Origin of the sequence: Burkholderia sp. 9779_493 (assembly GCF_015712215.1) — a bacterium.
In the GTDB taxonomy this organism is placed as follows: domain Bacteria; phylum Pseudomonadota; class Gammaproteobacteria; order Burkholderiales; family Burkholderiaceae; genus Burkholderia; species Burkholderia cenocepacia.
Window position 1 is genome coordinate 286,457 of the sequence record NZ_JACCQA010000001.1, and the last position, 15,255, is coordinate 301,711.

Sequence of the window (15,255 nt, forward strand, 5' to 3'; positions counted from 1 at the left end):
AGGGTTCCTGTCAGAAACGCACGCGCACGGCGGCGTCGATGCGGGTGCCGAGACCGACCATCCGGTACTCGGACTGGCTGTCGGAGAAGGCATGGGTGAGCGCGACATCGACGCTCACGCGTGTGTTCACGTCGGCGACGACCTGCGCGATCGCGAGCAGGCCCTTGTCCTGCGGCGAATAGACGCCGCGCAGCGAATACTCGATGCGGCCAACCTTCTTGCCGAGCCGCGCGAACAGGTAGTCGCGCAGGCTGCCGTCGACGCTCACGAAGCTGGCCGTGCCGCCGAGGCCGGCCAGCGCGGCGCCCGGCGCGACGGGCAGCAGCGCATTGTTCGCCTGCACCGCGCCGACCATCCGGCGCCACTGGCTCGCGTCGTAACGCGCTTCGTCGTGCGACCACTCGACGATCAGCGACAGGTTGCCGGGCAGCGCGCTCTGCATGCCGAGCGCGCTGCGCCACATGTATTGGCGATCGTTGCGGCGATCGACGGCGTCGTACGCGGCCGCCGAATCGAGCGGCGTGCCGTTTGCGATGAAGGCGGGCAGCGGCCGCGTCGTGCCGCGTTCGAGCCACGCGCTCGCGTAGACGGTGTTCGAGCGCGCGACGTCGAACGACAGCGTCGCGCCCGCGCCGCCGCGGCCCGCGTGACGGCCGGCGAGCAGCGCGGCGGAGCCGCCCGACCAGTTGTACGCGCCGCGCACCAGCTGCGTCGCGCCTTCGACGTCGCGGTTGTCGACGTCGTTGCGCAGGGTGCGGTTCTCGCCGGCGATGAACTGCAGCGTGGTCTGCTCGCCGGCCCATTTCGCTTCGACGAGCGGTGTGCCTTCGACGTCGCCGTAGCGATCGTAGATGTCGGCCGTCGCGGCCCGTTTCTGGAAGAAGCCGAGCGGGAAGAACGCCTGCGACGTGTCGAGCGTATCGATCCGCTTGCCGGCCGTGAGCGTGATGCCGTTGTCGAACGCGTAGCGCACGCCCGCTTCGTTGAAGCGGCTCGCCTGCGCGCCGAGCGAATGGTTGCTGGCGACCACGCGCGCATTCACGAACAGGTTCTCGCCGTCGATGCGCGCGAGCAGCCCGGCTTCCTGCTGGTTGCGCGGCGAATCGCCGATCAGGCGGCCGAGCAGCGCGTGGCCGTCCATGCTGTCGACGGAGCGCGTGTAGCCGATCCCGTTGAGCGTGCCGAGCTGGTCCATCAGCGATTCTCCGTGCGCGAGCGTGCAGCCGAGCGCGAGCGGGATGGCGAGCGCCACACCGGGCCAGCCGCGACGGGCGCGATTGGGCGATGAACGGCGGCGGTCACGATGAGCGTCGGCATCGGCGTCGTACTCACTGGCCATCGGCGAGCGTGTCGGGATTGAACCAGCCCGACGGAATCTTGCGCGGCTGGCCGTCGAGAATGTCGACGACGCTCGCGCGCTGCTTCTCGACCTCGTTGCGATACGTGATCTTGCGGATCACCTTGCGGCCGTTCGCGTCGACCGGCGCGGAGAAATCGGCGCTGCGAAACAGCAGGCCGCTCGCGAGGAAGAACTGCGCGCGCAGCGGCACGTCGGTATCGGGCGTGACCCACAGCTTGATCGTCGGGTACACGTTGTCGGGATCGGTCGCGGTCAGGTCGAGCTCGGTGGCCGGCTTGCCGGCGATCGGCGTCGTGCCGGGCGCGACCGTCGCGCGATAGCTGTCGGCCCAGTGCGTGCGCGTGATGTCGCTGATCACGACTTCGCCCTGCAGCCGCTGCATTCCGTTGATGCGCACCGCGCTGCGCGTGTTCGGCACGTAGAACCAGTGCCCGCGCGTCGTCGCGAGGTATTTCTGGCCGTCGTTCTCGCCGCTGCGCGTCAGCGCGAGCGTGTCGCCGTTGCCGCGCGTGTAGACGAGATAGCGCGTCGCGTCGCCGGATTGTCCGCCGACTTCGTTGGTGATCTCGATGTTGGTCTGCGTATCGGCGGCTGTGCTGCGGTAAGCATCGGCACGGGCGAGCATGGTCTGGGCCGGCGACGCGTCGGCCGCGTGGGCGGCGAGCGGCACGCACGCGACGAACGCGGCGAACGTAAGACGAATGCGATTCATGGGGCGAGTCCTTCGAGGATGTTGCGTTTCGCGAGCCCGAGCGTCGCGAGCAGCGCCGCGGCCACGCCGAGCACGACGAACGCGGCTTCGACGGCAGCCACGGCGACGGGCGACACGGTGAATTCGAGCAGGATCGGTTTCACGCGGCCGGGCGGCGCGGGCAGGTGGATCTGCGCGTGATTGAGCGCGACCATCGTCAGCAGCGCGAGCGCGATGCCGGCGGCCGCGCCGAGCAGGCCGAGCAGCGCGGTTTCCTGGATCAGTACGCCGCGCACCGTCGCGGCCGGCACGCCGAGCGCGCGCAGCGTCGCGATCTCGCGGCGGCGCTCGACGATGCTCATCAGGATCCAGTTGCTCATCGACAGCAGGATCGTCACGCAGAGGATCGCGCCGAATACCGAGAACTGGTTCTTGTACAGCGCGACGACCTGGTGATAGAGCGACACCAGCTGGTCCCAGGTCCGCACGTCGAGCGTCGGCAGCGCGGCGCGCAGCGTCGCGGCGGCGGCCGGCGTGCCGGCGGTGTCCTTGAGGAACACCGCGATGCGCGACGCGCGGTCGGTGCGCAGCAGCGCCTGCGCGGCCGCGAACGTCACGTTGACGATCCGCTCGTCGACGTCCTTGTTGCCGGTGCTCATCACACCGACGATCTGCGCGTCGGTCGCGTTGATCCCGCCGTGCGCGGTCGACGCCATCAGCTGCACGACCGAGCCGACGTGCACGCCGAGCTTGCGCGCGAGTTCGGCGCCGACGACGACTTCGGTGCCGGCGTTCGTCGGCGACAGGTAGCGGCCCGACAGCACCGTGTGATAGTCGAAGAAGCCGGGCGGTTCGCGGTTCGGCTCGATCCCTTCGCCGACGAACCCGTAACTGAGATCGCCGTTCGACACGAGTCCGTCGAAGTCGATGCCGCGCGCGGTCGTCGCGACGCCGGGCAGCTTTGCAATCGCCTGCGTGGCGGCAGCCTGTTCGTCGGCGCTCAGCCCGTACTGCAGCGGCCGTTCGCCGATCAGGTCGAGATAGCCGTGATGCAGCACCTGCACGTGGCCGACGCCGCTGTCGATCGAGCCTTCGCGCACCGCGTCGAACGTCGCGATCACGTAGCCGAGCGCGAGGCTCGACGCGAACGCGGCGACGCCGATCATCGCCATCGTCAGCACGGTGCGGCGCCGGTTGCGCCAGAGGTTACGCCACGCAAACGTCGACCAGTTCACGATTCACTCCCGGTACGCCGTCGCGCATTTCGATGCGGCGCGGCAGGTGCGCGCACAGACGATCGTCGTGCGACGCAATCAGAAAGGCGGTGCCCAGCGTGCGCTGGGTGTCGAGGATCAGCTCGGCGACCGCCCGCGCGTTGGCGCTGTCGAGGCTCGCGGTCGGCTCGTCCGCGATCACGATGGCCGGCTCCTTGGCGAGCGCGCGGGCCAGCGCGACGCGCTGTTGCTCGCCGCCGGACAGCTCGCCGGGGCGGTGCCGTTCGCGCGCGGCGAGGCCCACCGCGTCGAGCATCGCGCGGGCGCGTTCGCGCCGCGTGCGCGGCGTGCCCCACGCGAAGCAGCCGAGCTCGACGTTCTCGAGCGCCGACATCACCGGAATCAGGTTGAATTGCTGGAACACGAAGCCGATGCGCTCGCGGCGAATCCGTTCGAGCGTGTCCGGCGCGTCGTCGATCCGGCGGCCTTCGAGCCAGCGTTCGCCGCTGCTCGGCACGTCGAGAAAACCGGCGAGGTTGAGCAGCGTGCTCTTGCCGCTGCCCGACGGCCCGACGAGCGCGACGACGTCGCGCCGGGCGATCGAGATCGTCGCGCCGCGCACCGCGACGACGCGGCCCGCGCCTTCGTACACGCGGGTGACGTCGCGCAGTTCGAGCACGGAGTCGAGCGGGACGGCCGTCATGCGAACGCTCCCTGGCCGGCTTCGGCGGCAACCGGCGCGGCGATCACGGGCAGTGCGCCGTTCGCATAGAGATCGCGGCACTTCAGGCGCTGCAGCTTGCCGCTCGTCGTGCGCGGCAGCGAGCCGGGCTCGACGAAACACAGATCCTGCGCGGCGAAGCCGATGCGCGACGTGAGCAGTTGCTGGCACTCGGTGCGCGTTTGCGGCGTCGCGTCGACCGGCCGCGCCTCGATCGCGACGACCAGCCGCTCGGTGCCGGTTTCGGGATCGGGCAGGCCGAACGCGATGCAGGTGCTCTTGCGCAGCGCGCAGTGCGAGGCCAACGCTTCCTCGATCTCGTGCGGGAAATAGTTGCTGCCGCGAATGATGATGACTTCCTTCTTGCGGCCGAGGATATGCAACTGGCCGTCCGCGACGTAGCCGATGTCGCCGGTGCGGAACCAGCCGTCGGCCGTCAGCGGCGCGGCGATCGTGCCGTCGTCGGGGTTCAGGTAGCCGAGCATCACCGACGTGCCGCGGATCGCGACTTCGCCGACCGCGCGATTGGCCAGCGCGTGGTCGCCGTCGTCGAGGATGCGGAACGCCATCCCGTCGATCGGCGTGCCCATCGCGAGCACCGTTTCGGTCTCCGTGTCCTGGCCATCGTTCGCGGCGGCCGGCTGCGCGTCGCGGCGCTCGATCAGCGCGCGCCGGTCGAGCGTATCGGCGATCACGTACGGCGCGCCATCGACCGCGCCTTCGTGCCAAGCACGATGCATCGATACCGCGAGCGTCGATTCGGCCATCCCGTAGCACGGTTGCAGCGCCGACGCCGCGAGGCCGTACGGCGCGAACGTCGCGGCGAAATCGCGCAGCGTCGCGTCGTCGACGCGTTCGCCGCCGATGAAGATGTTGCGGCACGCGGACAGGTCGACGCCATCCATCGCGGCGGCATTGAAGCGGCGCACGCAGTAGCGCAGCGCGAAGGTCGGCACCGACGTCGTCGTCGCGCGCGCCGACGCGATGCGCTTGAGCCAGCCGAGCGGATTCCGGATGAAGCTGTTCGGCTGCATCATCAGCAACGGCGCGCGGTAATGCAGGTTCGACAGCAGCGTGAGCAGCCCCATGTCGTGATAGAGCGGCAGCCACGACGCGGTGCCGTCGCCGGCCGCGATGTCGAAGCGCACCGACCCGCCGATGCCGAGCACGTTCGCGATCACGTTCTCGTGACTGAGCACCGCGGCTTTCGGATGCGACGTCGAACCCGACGTGAGCTGCACATGATGCGGATCGCGGCCGCTCTTCGAACTGATCAGTGCGCGCGCGCCGGCATCCGCCGCGCTCGACAGCGTCGCGAGATCGACGACGCGCGTGGCGGCCGCGGGAAACGCGTCGTCGCGCCAGGCCGCGGCCTGCGCGTCGGCGGCGATGACGAGGCGCGGCCGGTACAGCTCGCACGCGACGTCCGCCACCTGCCGCCCGGCCGTGGCACGCCGCGCGGGAACGGGCACGGTGCACGGCAGCGCGCCCGTCATCACGCACGCCATCATCGCGACCGCATGCTCGACCGACGCCGGCAGCGCGAGCATCACCAGGTCGTTCTCGCGCACCCCGAGCTCGCGCAGCGCGCCGGCCTGGCGAAACACCGCTTCCGCGAAGTGCCGGTACGTGATGCCCGCTTCGTGGCCCGCGTCGTCGACGAACGTCATGCGATGCATGGCGCCCGCGACGTCCTCGAGCGATTCGATCAGACGGTGAATGGTGGAAGCGCACTTCGTCACGAGGATTCTCCCCTTGAGGAACACGGCCGCTCGCGCCACGGTGCCGGCGGCGCCGTTCGTCGAGTGAGGAGGATTCTTGCCGGATCGATCGGCGGCGACAAACGGAATCTATGCAGGCTATGCATGAGCAGCGCGCATCCACGAGGTGACTGGTCGGTCTCATTCGACCGGTCGTCTAGTTCACGATGTGGTGCGCTCATGCGCAGGCGTCATGCAATGCGTTCGGAAAATTCGTTTGTCCGAAACATCGACTCACAGAAGAATTGCAACCCGGCAGCGCGCCAGCGTCGCCGCGTCATCGTGCCGGGGCAGTCCGGCTCAAGGAGAGCGTCTTGTCCGTCACCTCATCGCTTGTCGCCCGCCCGAAACCGGTTGCGGACATGAAGAGCCGCCCGAGCGGCGTGGTCTTCTCGCTGAAGCTGGCGGTCTACGTCGCGCTCATCGCGCACGGGATGATGTTCGCGCTGTCGACGCTCGTGATCCTGAAGATCGTCGGCATCCTGCTGATCGGCGCGATGTACGCGCACGGCGTCGAGCTGCAGCATCAGGCGCTGCATTACCAGGGGTTCCGCAGCAAGCGGCTGAACATGGTGTTCGGCGTGCTGCTCGGCATGCCGATGCTCGTGTCGTTTCATGCGTACCAGGACAGCCACCTGCGGCATCACCGGCTGCTCGGCACACCGGAGAACAAGGAGTTCTTCGATTACGGCGACCAGTACGGCGCACGCCCCGTCGTCAACGTCGGGCTGTGGATGTGGCGGCTGTCGATGGCCGCGCACTATATCCAGTTCGCGAAGAACGTCGCGAAGCTCGTCGTGCCGGGCGCGCGCTTCGGCGACAATGCGCTCGTGTCGCGCGCGATCCGCCGCGACTACCTACTGATGGCCGCCGCGATCGCGCTGCTGGCCGCGCTGTCGTTCGCGTTGCACACGTGGTTCGTCGTCTGGGTGTGGGTCGTGCCGCTCGTATCGGTCGCGGCGCCCGTGCATGCGCTGGTCGAGATGCCCGAACACTACCGCTGCGACCTGACGAGCACCGACCCGTTCCGCAACACGCGGACGATCGAGAGCAACGCGTTCATGACGTGGTTCACGAACGGCAACAACTATCACGTCGAGCATCACATGATGCCGAACCTGCCGATCGAGCGGCTGCACGACCTGCATGGCGCGATCGCGCCGCGCATCCGCTATTACCACCGCACGTATCGGCAGTTCTACTCTGCGTTGCTGCGCGGCCGGCTGTCGCCGCGTGCGGTGGACGACGACCGGGACGATCGCGAGCCCGATGCCGAAGCGGCCGCGCCGGCCTCGACCCAATCGGCATGACCGCGCCACGCGTTGCGACGACGGTGACGACGATGCTCTATCCGGAATTGTTCAGGTCGCTCGAAGCGGTCCGCTGGGACATGGAGAAGGACATTCCGTGGGACAAGTTCGACGCTTCGCTGCTCACCGACGAGCAGGCGAAGACGATCAAGATGAACGCGATCACCGAATGGTCGGCGCTGCCCGCGACGGAAATGTTCCTGCGCGACAACCAGCACGACAGCGACTTTTCCGCGTTCATGAGCGTGTGGTTCTTCGAGGAGCAGAAGCATTCGCTGGTGCTGATGGAATACCTGCGCCGCTTCAAGCCGGAGATGGTGCCGACCGAAGAGGAACTGCACGCGGTGCGCTTCCAGTTCGATCCGGCGCCGCCGCTCGAGACGCTGATGCTGCACTTCTGCGGCGAGATTCGCCTGAACCACTGGTACCGCTGTGCGGCCGACTGGCACACCGAGCCCGTCGTCAAGCAGATCTACGAAACGATTTCGCGCGACGAAGCGCGTCATGGCGGCGCGTACCTGCGCTACATGAAGAAGGCGTTGAACAACTGCGGCGACGTCGCCCGTGCCGCATTCGCGAAGATCGGCGTGCTGATGGCGTCGGCGCGCCGCACCGAAAAACCGCTGCACCCGACCAACCTGCACGTGAACCAGGCGCTGTTCCCGCGCGACACCGTGCAGTCGCGTCTGCCGGATCCGGAATGGCTCGAGCGCTGGCTCGACGAGCAGATCCGGTTCGACGGCGAGTGGGAGAAGAAGGTCGTCGAGCGGATCCTGCACAACCTGTCGATCCTGTTCGAGCGCACGTTCGCGACCGCGCAGGAATTGAACCGCTATCGCCGCGAAGTGACCGCGCGCGCGAATGGCGCGGCGGACGGTCCGTAGCGGATTCATCTTGACGGTCGTCGCGCGGCGCGGCCCGAATTCCGCCCGACATGCGCATCGAATGCACACCGACCGGCGCTGCCGGCCGGCGGATTATGCATTTCCGGACATAATCGGCTCGTCAGTTTCACGAGGCGGCATGAAAATACCGGATTTCATTCGTTTAGTATATTTTAATAAACGCTAAATTCCGGATTTGAATGGCATTTTGTATGTATGTTGCAGACTGTTTGTTTTCGCAATCCGGAAAATAAAATGAAAAGTCGGCTGATTGAAATCGATTTGTAGGCATCGGATGATTTCTCTGTCATGACGTCGATATGGATGCGATGACGTCGAATTTTGTCGGCAATCGCCTGTTTTTACGCCAATTTATCAACCCTTTTGGTACGCTCGATTCGTTCGCATATTAATTTACAAAATCACTACTTGATAATGTTCGTGTAAGCGTATCGATGCGATGAAAATTGATAGATAAATACAAGTGTCACGATTGAAAATAAGAATGATATGCATCCATGCTTCAATATAAAATCGTTTCCGAATCCAAATAGGAGAGACGATCCAGGGAGACGAACGGCAACTTGTCTGTCGATGGGTGCAACTTTGAGGCGGCGGTATGGCTAATGTGAGATTGGCAAAGCGATTGAGAAGTCTGCCTTCGCTGGATTTCCTGAGAGGCTTCGAATGCGCGGCGCGCCATTTGAGCTTCACGCGTGCGGGGCAGGAGCTCAACGTCACGCAATCGGCCGTGAGTCGGCAGGTCAAGGCGCTCGAAGAGCAGCTCCGGATCGAGCTGTTTCATCGGCACATTCGTTCGCTCACGCTGACCGACAAGGGGCGCGAGTTGTACGACGCGATCTCGTTCGCGTTGTCCGATCTGGAATCGGTGGTCGGCAAGCTGTCGTCGAGCGTCGGCCAGCGCGCCATTTCGTTGTCGACCACCGTTTCGTTCGCCGCGCTGTGGCTGATTCCGCGCCTCGGTTCGTTCCGCGCCAGCTATCCGGACATCGACGTGCGCGTGTCGGCAACGAGCGAAATTGAAGATCTTAAACGCAAACGTTTGCACCTGGCGGTGCGTTATGCCGGCCCGTATACGTCGACCGACGATACGGACGTGTTGTTTCGCGAGCGTGTCGTGGCGGTGTGCAGCCCGAGCCTGTTGACGGCGATGGGCGACGCCGCATCGATGAAGCCGGCCGATCTCGACAAGCACGTGCTGCTGCATCTCGACGACCCGCGCGGCGAATGGCCGTGGCACGGGTGGAGCCATTTGCTGAAGGAGCTCGGCGTGCCGCGGCTGCGGCCGGCCGGCGCGCTGCACTTCAGCCAGTACGATCAACTGGTCCAGGCCGCGGTCGACGGGCACGGCATCGCGATCGGCAGGCGGCCGCTGGTCGACGGGCTGCTGAAGCAGGGGCGGCTCGTCGAGCTGTTCCCGCATTGCACCGTTGCGTCGGGCAGCTACGTGCTCGTGCAGAACCCCGACGCGTGCAACGAATTCGATATCGCGGTGCTGACCAACTGGCTGCTCGATCAGGCGTGCCCCGCGCTCGCGCCGGAGCAGGACACGGCCGGCAGCAACGTGCTGCCGATGTATCGCGTCGGATAGTGCGGCCCGGCGAATGCGTCGTGCGCGGCGTCATGCGCAATACCTGCAACCTGTGCGATGATGCGCCGCTTCGCGTTCGTCACGGAACGCCACCGACCGCGACGCCCGGTTCCGGGCCACCGCCGAGTCCTGACCTCCCGGAGACAGCATGCCCGCACACGGCATTCAAGGCAGTACCCTGCATTACCTCGATCACGGCACCGGGTTTCCGGTGCTGCTCGGGCACAGCTATCTGTGGGATGCCACGATGTGGGCGCCGCAGATCGACGCACTGTCGCGCCGGTATCGCGTGATCGTGCCGGACCTGTGGGGGCATGGCGCATCGGGCGCGCTGCCGGACGGCACGCACACGCTCGACGATCTCGCCACGCAGGCGAGCGCGCTGCTCGACGCGCTGGAAATCGAACAGTGCGCGGTCGTCGGCCTCAGCGTCGGCGGCATGTGGGGCGCACGGCTCGCGTTGCGCGAGCCGCAGCGCGTGCGCTCGCTGGTGATCATGGACGCGTCGCTCGACGCCGAGCCGGACGCGACGCGCGCCCGCTACTTCGGAATGCTCGATGCGATCGAGGCCGCGGGCCGCATCGCGCCGCCGCTGCTCGACGCGATCGTGCCGCTGTTCTTCCGGCCGGACGTGAATCTGGAAGATCCGGTGCCGACCGCGTTTCGCGATGCGTTGGCGAACCTGCCCGCCGACCGGTTGCGGCAATCGATCGCGCCGCTCGGTCGGCTGATCTTCGGCCGGCCCGACACGCTGTCCGCACTGGCCGAACTCGACGCGGAACGCACGCTGCTGATGTGCGGCGCGGGCGACATGGCGCGGCCGCCGTCGGAAACCGTGAAGATGGCGAGCGTGATCGGCTGCGCGCATGCGCTGGTGCCGGACGCCGGCCATATTTCGAACCTGGAAAATCCCGCGTTCGTCACGCGCACGCTACTCGACTGGTTCGACGCGCAGCCGCTGCACGCGAACTGACGACCGCGCGACCGGCGACATGCGCGCAGGCCGTGCGGCGTCGCATCGACCTGCGTTACGCGCGCTCGCTGACCGGTGTGAACCTCCGGCCGCGCACACGCGCTTCGTCGGCGCTGCCGCGCACGAGGCTCAACGCTTCCGCGCGGCTCGCCACGCACGGCCCGGAGCCGGGCAGCGGCTGGCGCGCGGTCTCGCGCAGCGCAAGCACCGACACGATGCCGATGAACGACGCGCCCATCAGGTAGTACGCGGGCATCATCAGGTCGCCGGTGCGATCGACCAGCCACGCGGTGACGAGCGGCGTCGTGCCGCCGAACAGCGACACCGACACGTTGAAGCCGATCGCGAGCGCGCCGTAGCGGATCCGCGTCGGGAACAGCGCGGGCAGCGCGGACGGCATCACGCCCGTGAACGTCGACAGCAGGACGCCGTAGATCAGCATCCCGCCGAAGATCGGCAGCATGCCGCCGGTGCGGATCAGCATCAGCGCCGGCACCGACAGCGCGAGCAGGCCCACGCAGCCGGCCATCATCACCGGCTTGCGGCCGACCTTGTCCGACAGGTGCCCGGCGTACAGCGTCATCGGCATCATCAGCACCATCACGAGCAGCACCATGAAGAGCCCGTGCGATTCGCGAACGTGCAGCGTCGCCGACAGGTAGCTCGGCAGGTACGACAGCGCCATGTAGTCGGTCACGTTGAAGATCAGCACGAGACCGACGCATTGCAGCAGCGGCTTCCACTGTTCGACGAGCAGCGTCGCGAAGCGCTGCTTCGGCCGCGCGCGTTCGTCCGCTTCGCGTGCTTCCGCCTCCTTCTTGAACGCCGGCGTTTCCTCGAGCTTGAGCCGCACGTAGAGGCCGACGAGGCCGAGCGGACCGGCGATGAAGAACGGTACGCGCCAGCCCCACGACAGCAGCGCGTCCTGCGACAGCGTGGCCGTCAGCAGCGCGACCGTGGCCGCGCCGAGCGTATAGCCGATCAGCGTGCCGAATTCGAGGAAGCTGCCCATGAAGCCGCGACGCTTGTCGGTCGCGAACTCGGCGATGAAGGTCGCCGCGCCGCCGTATTCGCCGCCCGTCGAGAAGCCCTGCACGAGGCGGGCGACGAGCAACAGGATCGGGGCCATGATGCCGATCGACGCATAGCTCGGAATCAGGCCGATCGCGAAGGTGCCGACGGCCATCATGATCATCGTCGCGGCGAGCACGCGCTGGCGGCCGATGCGGTCGCCGAGCGGGCCGAACACCATGCCGCCGAGCGGGCGCACGAGGAACGCGGCCGCGAACGTGCCGAAGGTCGCGAGCAGCTGCGCGGACGGGCTGCTGGACGGGAAGAACACCTTGCCGAGCGTGACGGCGATATAGCTGTAGACGCCAAAGTCGAACCATTCCATCGCATTGCCGAACGCCATCGCGCCGACCGCGCGCTTGAGGACGGCAGGGTCGACGATCGTGATGTCATCCAGCTTGACGGACTTGCGCGAAGACCGGGCTTTCGCGGGGTGCGCTTGCGACGGGCTCAATGAACTCTCCTGGAATGGCCTTGGCAACCGGCCGGCGGGAATGCAGCGGGGTCGTGCGGGCCGGCGGACTGCGAAGGCGGATGTCTCGGGGATGCCTCGATGCCGGTGGCGTGACGCGCGCAGCGGGACGACACCGGGCAGGTGTATTGTGCGAACCAGTTTAGAGAAACGGGCGCGAGCGGCTATCGGTCATGCGCCCGGAAACCGGTGGTAAACGACACGCGGGGACGTCGCCCGGATTGCACCCCGGCGGGCGGGGCGCGGCATGGACGGTCATCTCGCCGCGCGCCGGCTCGCGGACACCAGCAACGCGACGAACGCCGCTTCATCCGCGCGCAGGCCGCGCAGCGAGCGCCGGACCGCCAGCGTGGCGAGCGCGCCCGACTCGAACGCGTCGAGCACGACCGGATGGATGTAGCAGCGCCGGCACACGGCCGGCGTGTTGCGCAGCAGGTCCGCCACCGCGCGCACGGTTTCGACGATCTGCTTGCGGGCATGCGTGACGCCGCGGTGCTCCACGCGCCGCAGCAACCCGAGCGCATGCACGCTGCCGGCCCACGTCCGGTAATCCTTCGCGGTGAAATCGGCGCCGCCGGCTTCGCGCAGGTAGTCGTTCACGTCGGACGACCCGACCGGATGGCGCACGCCGTCGTCGTCCACATACTGGAACAGCTCGTGACCGGGCAGTTCCGCGCAGCGCCGCACGATCCGCGCGACCCGCGCATCGTCGACCGTCACGTCGTGTTCGATCCCGCTCTTGCCGGTGAAGCGCAGCCGCACCTGGCCGGGCTGGATCTTCAAATGGCGCTTGCGCAGCGTCGTCAGCCCGTACGAGCCGTTTTCGCGTGCGTATTCCGCGTTGCCGATCCGCGCGAGCGTCGTGTCGAGCAAGCGGACGATCGTCGCGACGACCTTGTCGCGCGGCATGCCCGGCAACGCCAGGTCGCGCGTGACGCGCGCGCGGATGCGCGGCAGCGCCCGCGCGAACGCGGCCATTCGTGCGTACTTGTTCGCGTCGCGGGTCGCCCGCCACTGCGGGTGGTAGCGATACTGCTTGCGGCCGCGCGCGTCGCGGCCCGTCGCCTGCAGGTGGCCGAGCGGGTCCGCGCAGATCCACACGTCGGTGTACGCGGGCGGGATCGCGAGCGCGTCGATGCGGGCGATTTCCGCGGCATCGCGAATCCGCGTGCCGTCTTGCGCGTAATACGCGAAGCCGTTGCGCAGGCGGCGGCGCGTGTAGCCGGGCTGGCGGTCGTCGACGTGGCGCAGCGCCGCGGCCGTGCTCGAAGCGGGCTGCTTCATGCGCGCGTGTGCCGGTTGGCGGCGATGGAGACGGCGATGGCGACGGATGGCGACCCGTGCTCGTGGGCGGCGGTCATGTGTTTGCTCCCTTGTTCGTAATGGGCGCGGACGGCGACCTGCAGCACGGCATGAGCGGTCGTTGCGGAACGGGAGCAAGAATCGTGCGCCGGCTGGCCGTACGACGCGACGGCAGAGCGGCCGGGAAATGCCGTTCGCGGCGACGACGAAACGTCATCGGCCGGCCGTGGGCTCGGGACACCTCGACATCCCCTGGTCGAGCTTCTCCAGCAGAAACTCGGCGACGGCCGTCACCGCGGGCGGCAGCGGCGGGCGGCTCGTATAGACGAGCTGCAGCCCGAGCCCGGCGCCGGAGCGTTGGTAGGCCGGCAGCACGCGCGCCAGCTTGCCTTCGTCGATCGCCGCCGCGGCGAGCACCCGCGGCACCAGCGCGATGCCGAGGCCGGCGAGGCACGCCTGCATGACCACGCGCATGTCGTTGACCGAGAAACGGCTGTCGATCGAAATCTCCTGCGTGCCGCGCGGCCCCTGCAGGCGCCACATGCTGCGTCCCTGGCGGCTCGACACCGTGAGGCAATCGTGGTCGGCCAGCTCGCGCGGCGTGCGGGGCGTGCCGCGTCGTTCGAGATAAGCGGGGCTGGCGGCGAGGATCATCGTGCCCGGCGCGATCCGGCGCACGCGGAAGCTGCCGCCGGTCTCGATGCCGATGCGCAGTGCGAGGTCGATGCGCTCGGCGATCAGGTCGGACGGCGTGTCGTCGAGCAGGAAGTCGATGCTGATGCGCGGATGGCGCGCGTAGAACTCGGCCAGCCATTCCAGCTTGATCACTTCGAACAGGCCGGCCATCGCCGCCACGCGCACGGTTCCGGCCGGTTCCTGCCCGTCCGCATGCTGCCGTTCGATCTCGAAGATCCGGTCGAGTGCCGGCGCGTAGCGCTCGAACAGCGCCAGGCCCTCGGTGCTCGGCGCCAGCTTGCGGGTCGAGCGATGCAGCAGGCGCGTGCCGATGTGCCCTTCGAACTGGTCGATGCGCCGACTCAGCGTATTGGCCGGCATGCGCAGGCGTCGTGCGGCCTCCGAAAAGCTGCCGGCGCGGATGACCTGGACGAACAGCGCGAGATCATTCAGATCGAGCATGGGATTACTCCAGAAATGGATTAATCAAATCCTGTTTATCCATCTAGTGTAAAGCCGAATCGATCTCCATACTGGTCTCACGCTACCGGCGAATCCATCCGTCTCAAGGAGAATCTGCATGAAACTGCTGCACATCGATTCGAGCATCCTCGGCCAGGGCTCGGTCAGCCGCGAACTGTCGGCGGAAATCGTCGCCCGCTTCCGCGCCCGCGATCCCGGCCTCACGGTCACGCACCTCGACCTCGCCGCCACGCCGCTCGGCCATCTGGCCGCCGAACACCTTGCCGCCGCGCAAGGCGCGCCGGTCGACGACGCGCTGAAGGCGGACGTCGAGATCGGCCAGCGCGCGCTTGAGGAATTCCTTGCGGCCGACATCGTTGTCATCGGCGCGCCGATGTACAACTTCGGCATCGCGTCGCAACTGAAGGCGTGGGTCGATCGCATCTCGGTGGCCGGCACGACATTTCGCTACGACGAAAACGGGCCGGTCGGCCTGTGCGGCGGCAAGAAGCTGGTCATCGCGTCGTCACGTGGTGGCGTGTACAGCGTCGGGTCGCCGTTCGCGTCGTTCGATCATCAGGAAACCTATCTGAGAGACGCGTTCGGTTTTCTCGGCATCACCGACATCACGTTCATTCGTGCCGAAGGCGTCGCGATGGGGGCGGACAAGCGCACGGGCGCGATTGCATCGGCGAAGGAAGCGGCAGCGGCCCTCGCGGCCTGACGCAATACGCCGGATACCGGCCAC

Annotated in this window: 13 protein-coding genes; 5 read left to right on the forward strand and 8 right to left on the reverse strand. The window is 67.3% G+C overall.

Annotation, left to right across the window (positions count from 1 at the left end; genetic code table 11):
• Window positions 1–10: 10 nt before the first annotated feature.
• From H0X95_RS01240 to H0X95_RS01260, 5 genes are read right to left on the reverse strand one after another with little or no spacing between them, the layout of a single operon-like run.
• Window positions 11–1,339 (reverse strand): hypothetical protein, encoded by a 1,329-nt coding sequence (locus H0X95_RS01240; protein ID WP_059721429.1) that lies wholly within the window; start codon window positions 1,337–1,339, stop codon window positions 11–13.
• Entirely contained in the window at window positions 1,329–2,072 is a 744-nt protein-coding gene (locus tag H0X95_RS01245) for an outer membrane lipoprotein-sorting protein (RefSeq protein ID WP_059721428.1), read from the reverse strand. Before H0X95_RS01245 ends, H0X95_RS01240 begins: the two co-directional genes overlap by 11 nt.
• Window positions 2,069–3,286 carry an ABC transporter permease gene (locus H0X95_RS01250; protein ID WP_048988606.1) on the reverse strand — a complete coding sequence of 406 codons (1,218 nt, stop codon included), beginning with the start codon at window positions 3,284–3,286 and terminating at the stop codon, window positions 2,069–2,071. The genes H0X95_RS01245 and H0X95_RS01250 overlap by 4 nt, the downstream gene beginning before the upstream one ends.
• Window positions 3,258–3,968 (reverse strand): ABC transporter ATP-binding protein, encoded by a 711-nt coding sequence (locus H0X95_RS01255; protein WP_059721427.1) that lies wholly within the window; start codon window positions 3,966–3,968, stop codon window positions 3,258–3,260. The genes H0X95_RS01250 and H0X95_RS01255 overlap by 29 nt, the downstream gene beginning before the upstream one ends.
• Entirely contained in the window at window positions 3,965–5,728 is a 1,764-nt protein-coding gene (locus H0X95_RS01260; RefSeq protein ID WP_230204583.1) for a fatty acyl-AMP ligase, read from the reverse strand. The genes H0X95_RS01255 and H0X95_RS01260 overlap by 4 nt, the downstream gene beginning before the upstream one ends.
• Window positions 5,729–6,108: 380 nt before the next feature.
• Here H0X95_RS01260 and H0X95_RS01265 point away from each other — a divergent pair, with 380 nt between their 5' ends.
• From H0X95_RS01265 to H0X95_RS01280, 4 genes are all read left to right on the forward strand, one after another.
• On the forward strand, window positions 6,109–7,056 hold the full coding sequence (locus H0X95_RS01265) for a fatty acid desaturase family protein (protein ID WP_034203968.1): 948 nt from the start codon (window positions 6,109–6,111) through the stop codon (window positions 7,054–7,056).
• Between the two features lie 23 nt (window positions 7,057–7,079).
• Window positions 7,080–7,940 carry a diiron oxygenase gene (locus H0X95_RS01270; RefSeq protein WP_062886116.1) on the forward strand — a complete coding sequence of 287 codons (861 nt, stop codon included), beginning with the start codon at window positions 7,080–7,082 and terminating at the stop codon, window positions 7,938–7,940.
• Between the two features lie 619 nt (window positions 7,941–8,559).
• Entirely contained in the window at window positions 8,560–9,552 is a 993-nt protein-coding gene (locus H0X95_RS01275; RefSeq protein WP_006482230.1) for a LysR substrate-binding domain-containing protein, read from the forward strand.
• Window positions 9,553–9,700: 148 nt separating this feature from the next.
• Window positions 9,701–10,525, forward strand: coding sequence for an alpha/beta fold hydrolase (locus H0X95_RS01280; RefSeq protein WP_006482236.1), 825 nt, complete (start codon window positions 9,701–9,703; stop codon window positions 10,523–10,525).
• 55 nt (window positions 10,526–10,580) lie between these two features.
• Here the strand turns inward: H0X95_RS01280 and proP are convergent, their stop codons facing one another.
• From proP to H0X95_RS01295, 3 genes are all read right to left on the reverse strand, one after another.
• Complete coding sequence (proP, locus tag H0X95_RS01285) at window positions 10,581–12,050, reverse strand: glycine betaine/L-proline transporter ProP (RefSeq protein ID WP_059723887.1); 1,470 nt, start codon at window positions 12,048–12,050, stop codon at window positions 10,581–10,583.
• Window positions 12,051–12,323: 273 nt separating this feature from the next.
• Entirely contained in the window at window positions 12,324–13,352 is a 1,029-nt protein-coding gene (locus H0X95_RS01290) for a DNA topoisomerase IB (protein ID WP_006498022.1), read from the reverse strand.
• 231 nt (window positions 13,353–13,583) lie between these two features.
• Window positions 13,584–14,507 (reverse strand): LysR family transcriptional regulator, encoded by a 924-nt coding sequence (locus tag H0X95_RS01295; RefSeq protein WP_059723885.1) that lies wholly within the window; start codon window positions 14,505–14,507, stop codon window positions 13,584–13,586.
• A gap of 118 nt (window positions 14,508–14,625) precedes the next feature.
• Here H0X95_RS01295 and H0X95_RS01300 point away from each other — a divergent pair, with 118 nt between their 5' ends.
• The gene (locus H0X95_RS01300) at window positions 14,626–15,231 is read left to right on the forward strand and encodes an FMN-dependent NADH-azoreductase (protein WP_006498024.1); all 606 of its coding nucleotides are present in this window, start codon (window positions 14,626–14,628) and stop codon (window positions 15,229–15,231) included.
• Window positions 15,232–15,255: the final 24 nt, after the last annotated feature.

What these genes read in the sequence shown, in the direction of transcription:
- H0X95_RS01245 (WP_059721428.1), bottom strand. Translation starts at nt 2,072, where the DNA reads ATGAATCGCATTCGTCTTACGTTCGCCGCGTTCGTCGCGTGCGTGCCG.
- H0X95_RS01275 (WP_006482230.1), top strand. Translation starts at nt 8,560, where the DNA reads ATGGCTAATGTGAGATTGGCAAAGCGATTGAGAAGTCTGCCTTCGCTG.
- H0X95_RS01255 (WP_059721427.1), bottom strand. Translation starts at nt 3,968, where the DNA reads ATGACGGCCGTCCCGCTCGACTCCGTGCTCGAACTGCGCGACGTCACC.
- H0X95_RS01300 (WP_006498024.1), top strand. Translation starts at nt 14,626, where the DNA reads ATGAAACTGCTGCACATCGATTCGAGCATCCTCGGCCAGGGCTCGGTC.
- H0X95_RS01295 (WP_059723885.1), bottom strand. Translation starts at nt 14,507, where the DNA reads ATGCTCGATCTGAATGATCTCGCGCTGTTCGTCCAGGTCATCCGCGCC.
- H0X95_RS01265 (WP_034203968.1), top strand. Translation starts at nt 6,109, where the DNA reads ATGAAGAGCCGCCCGAGCGGCGTGGTCTTCTCGCTGAAGCTGGCGGTC.
- H0X95_RS01290 (WP_006498022.1), bottom strand. Translation starts at nt 13,352, where the DNA reads ATGAAGCAGCCCGCTTCGAGCACGGCCGCGGCGCTGCGCCACGTCGAC.
- H0X95_RS01280 (WP_006482236.1), top strand. Translation starts at nt 9,701, where the DNA reads ATGCCCGCACACGGCATTCAAGGCAGTACCCTGCATTACCTCGATCAC.
- H0X95_RS01240 (WP_059721429.1), bottom strand. Translation starts at nt 1,339, where the DNA reads ATGGCCAGTGAGTACGACGCCGATGCCGACGCTCATCGTGACCGCCGC.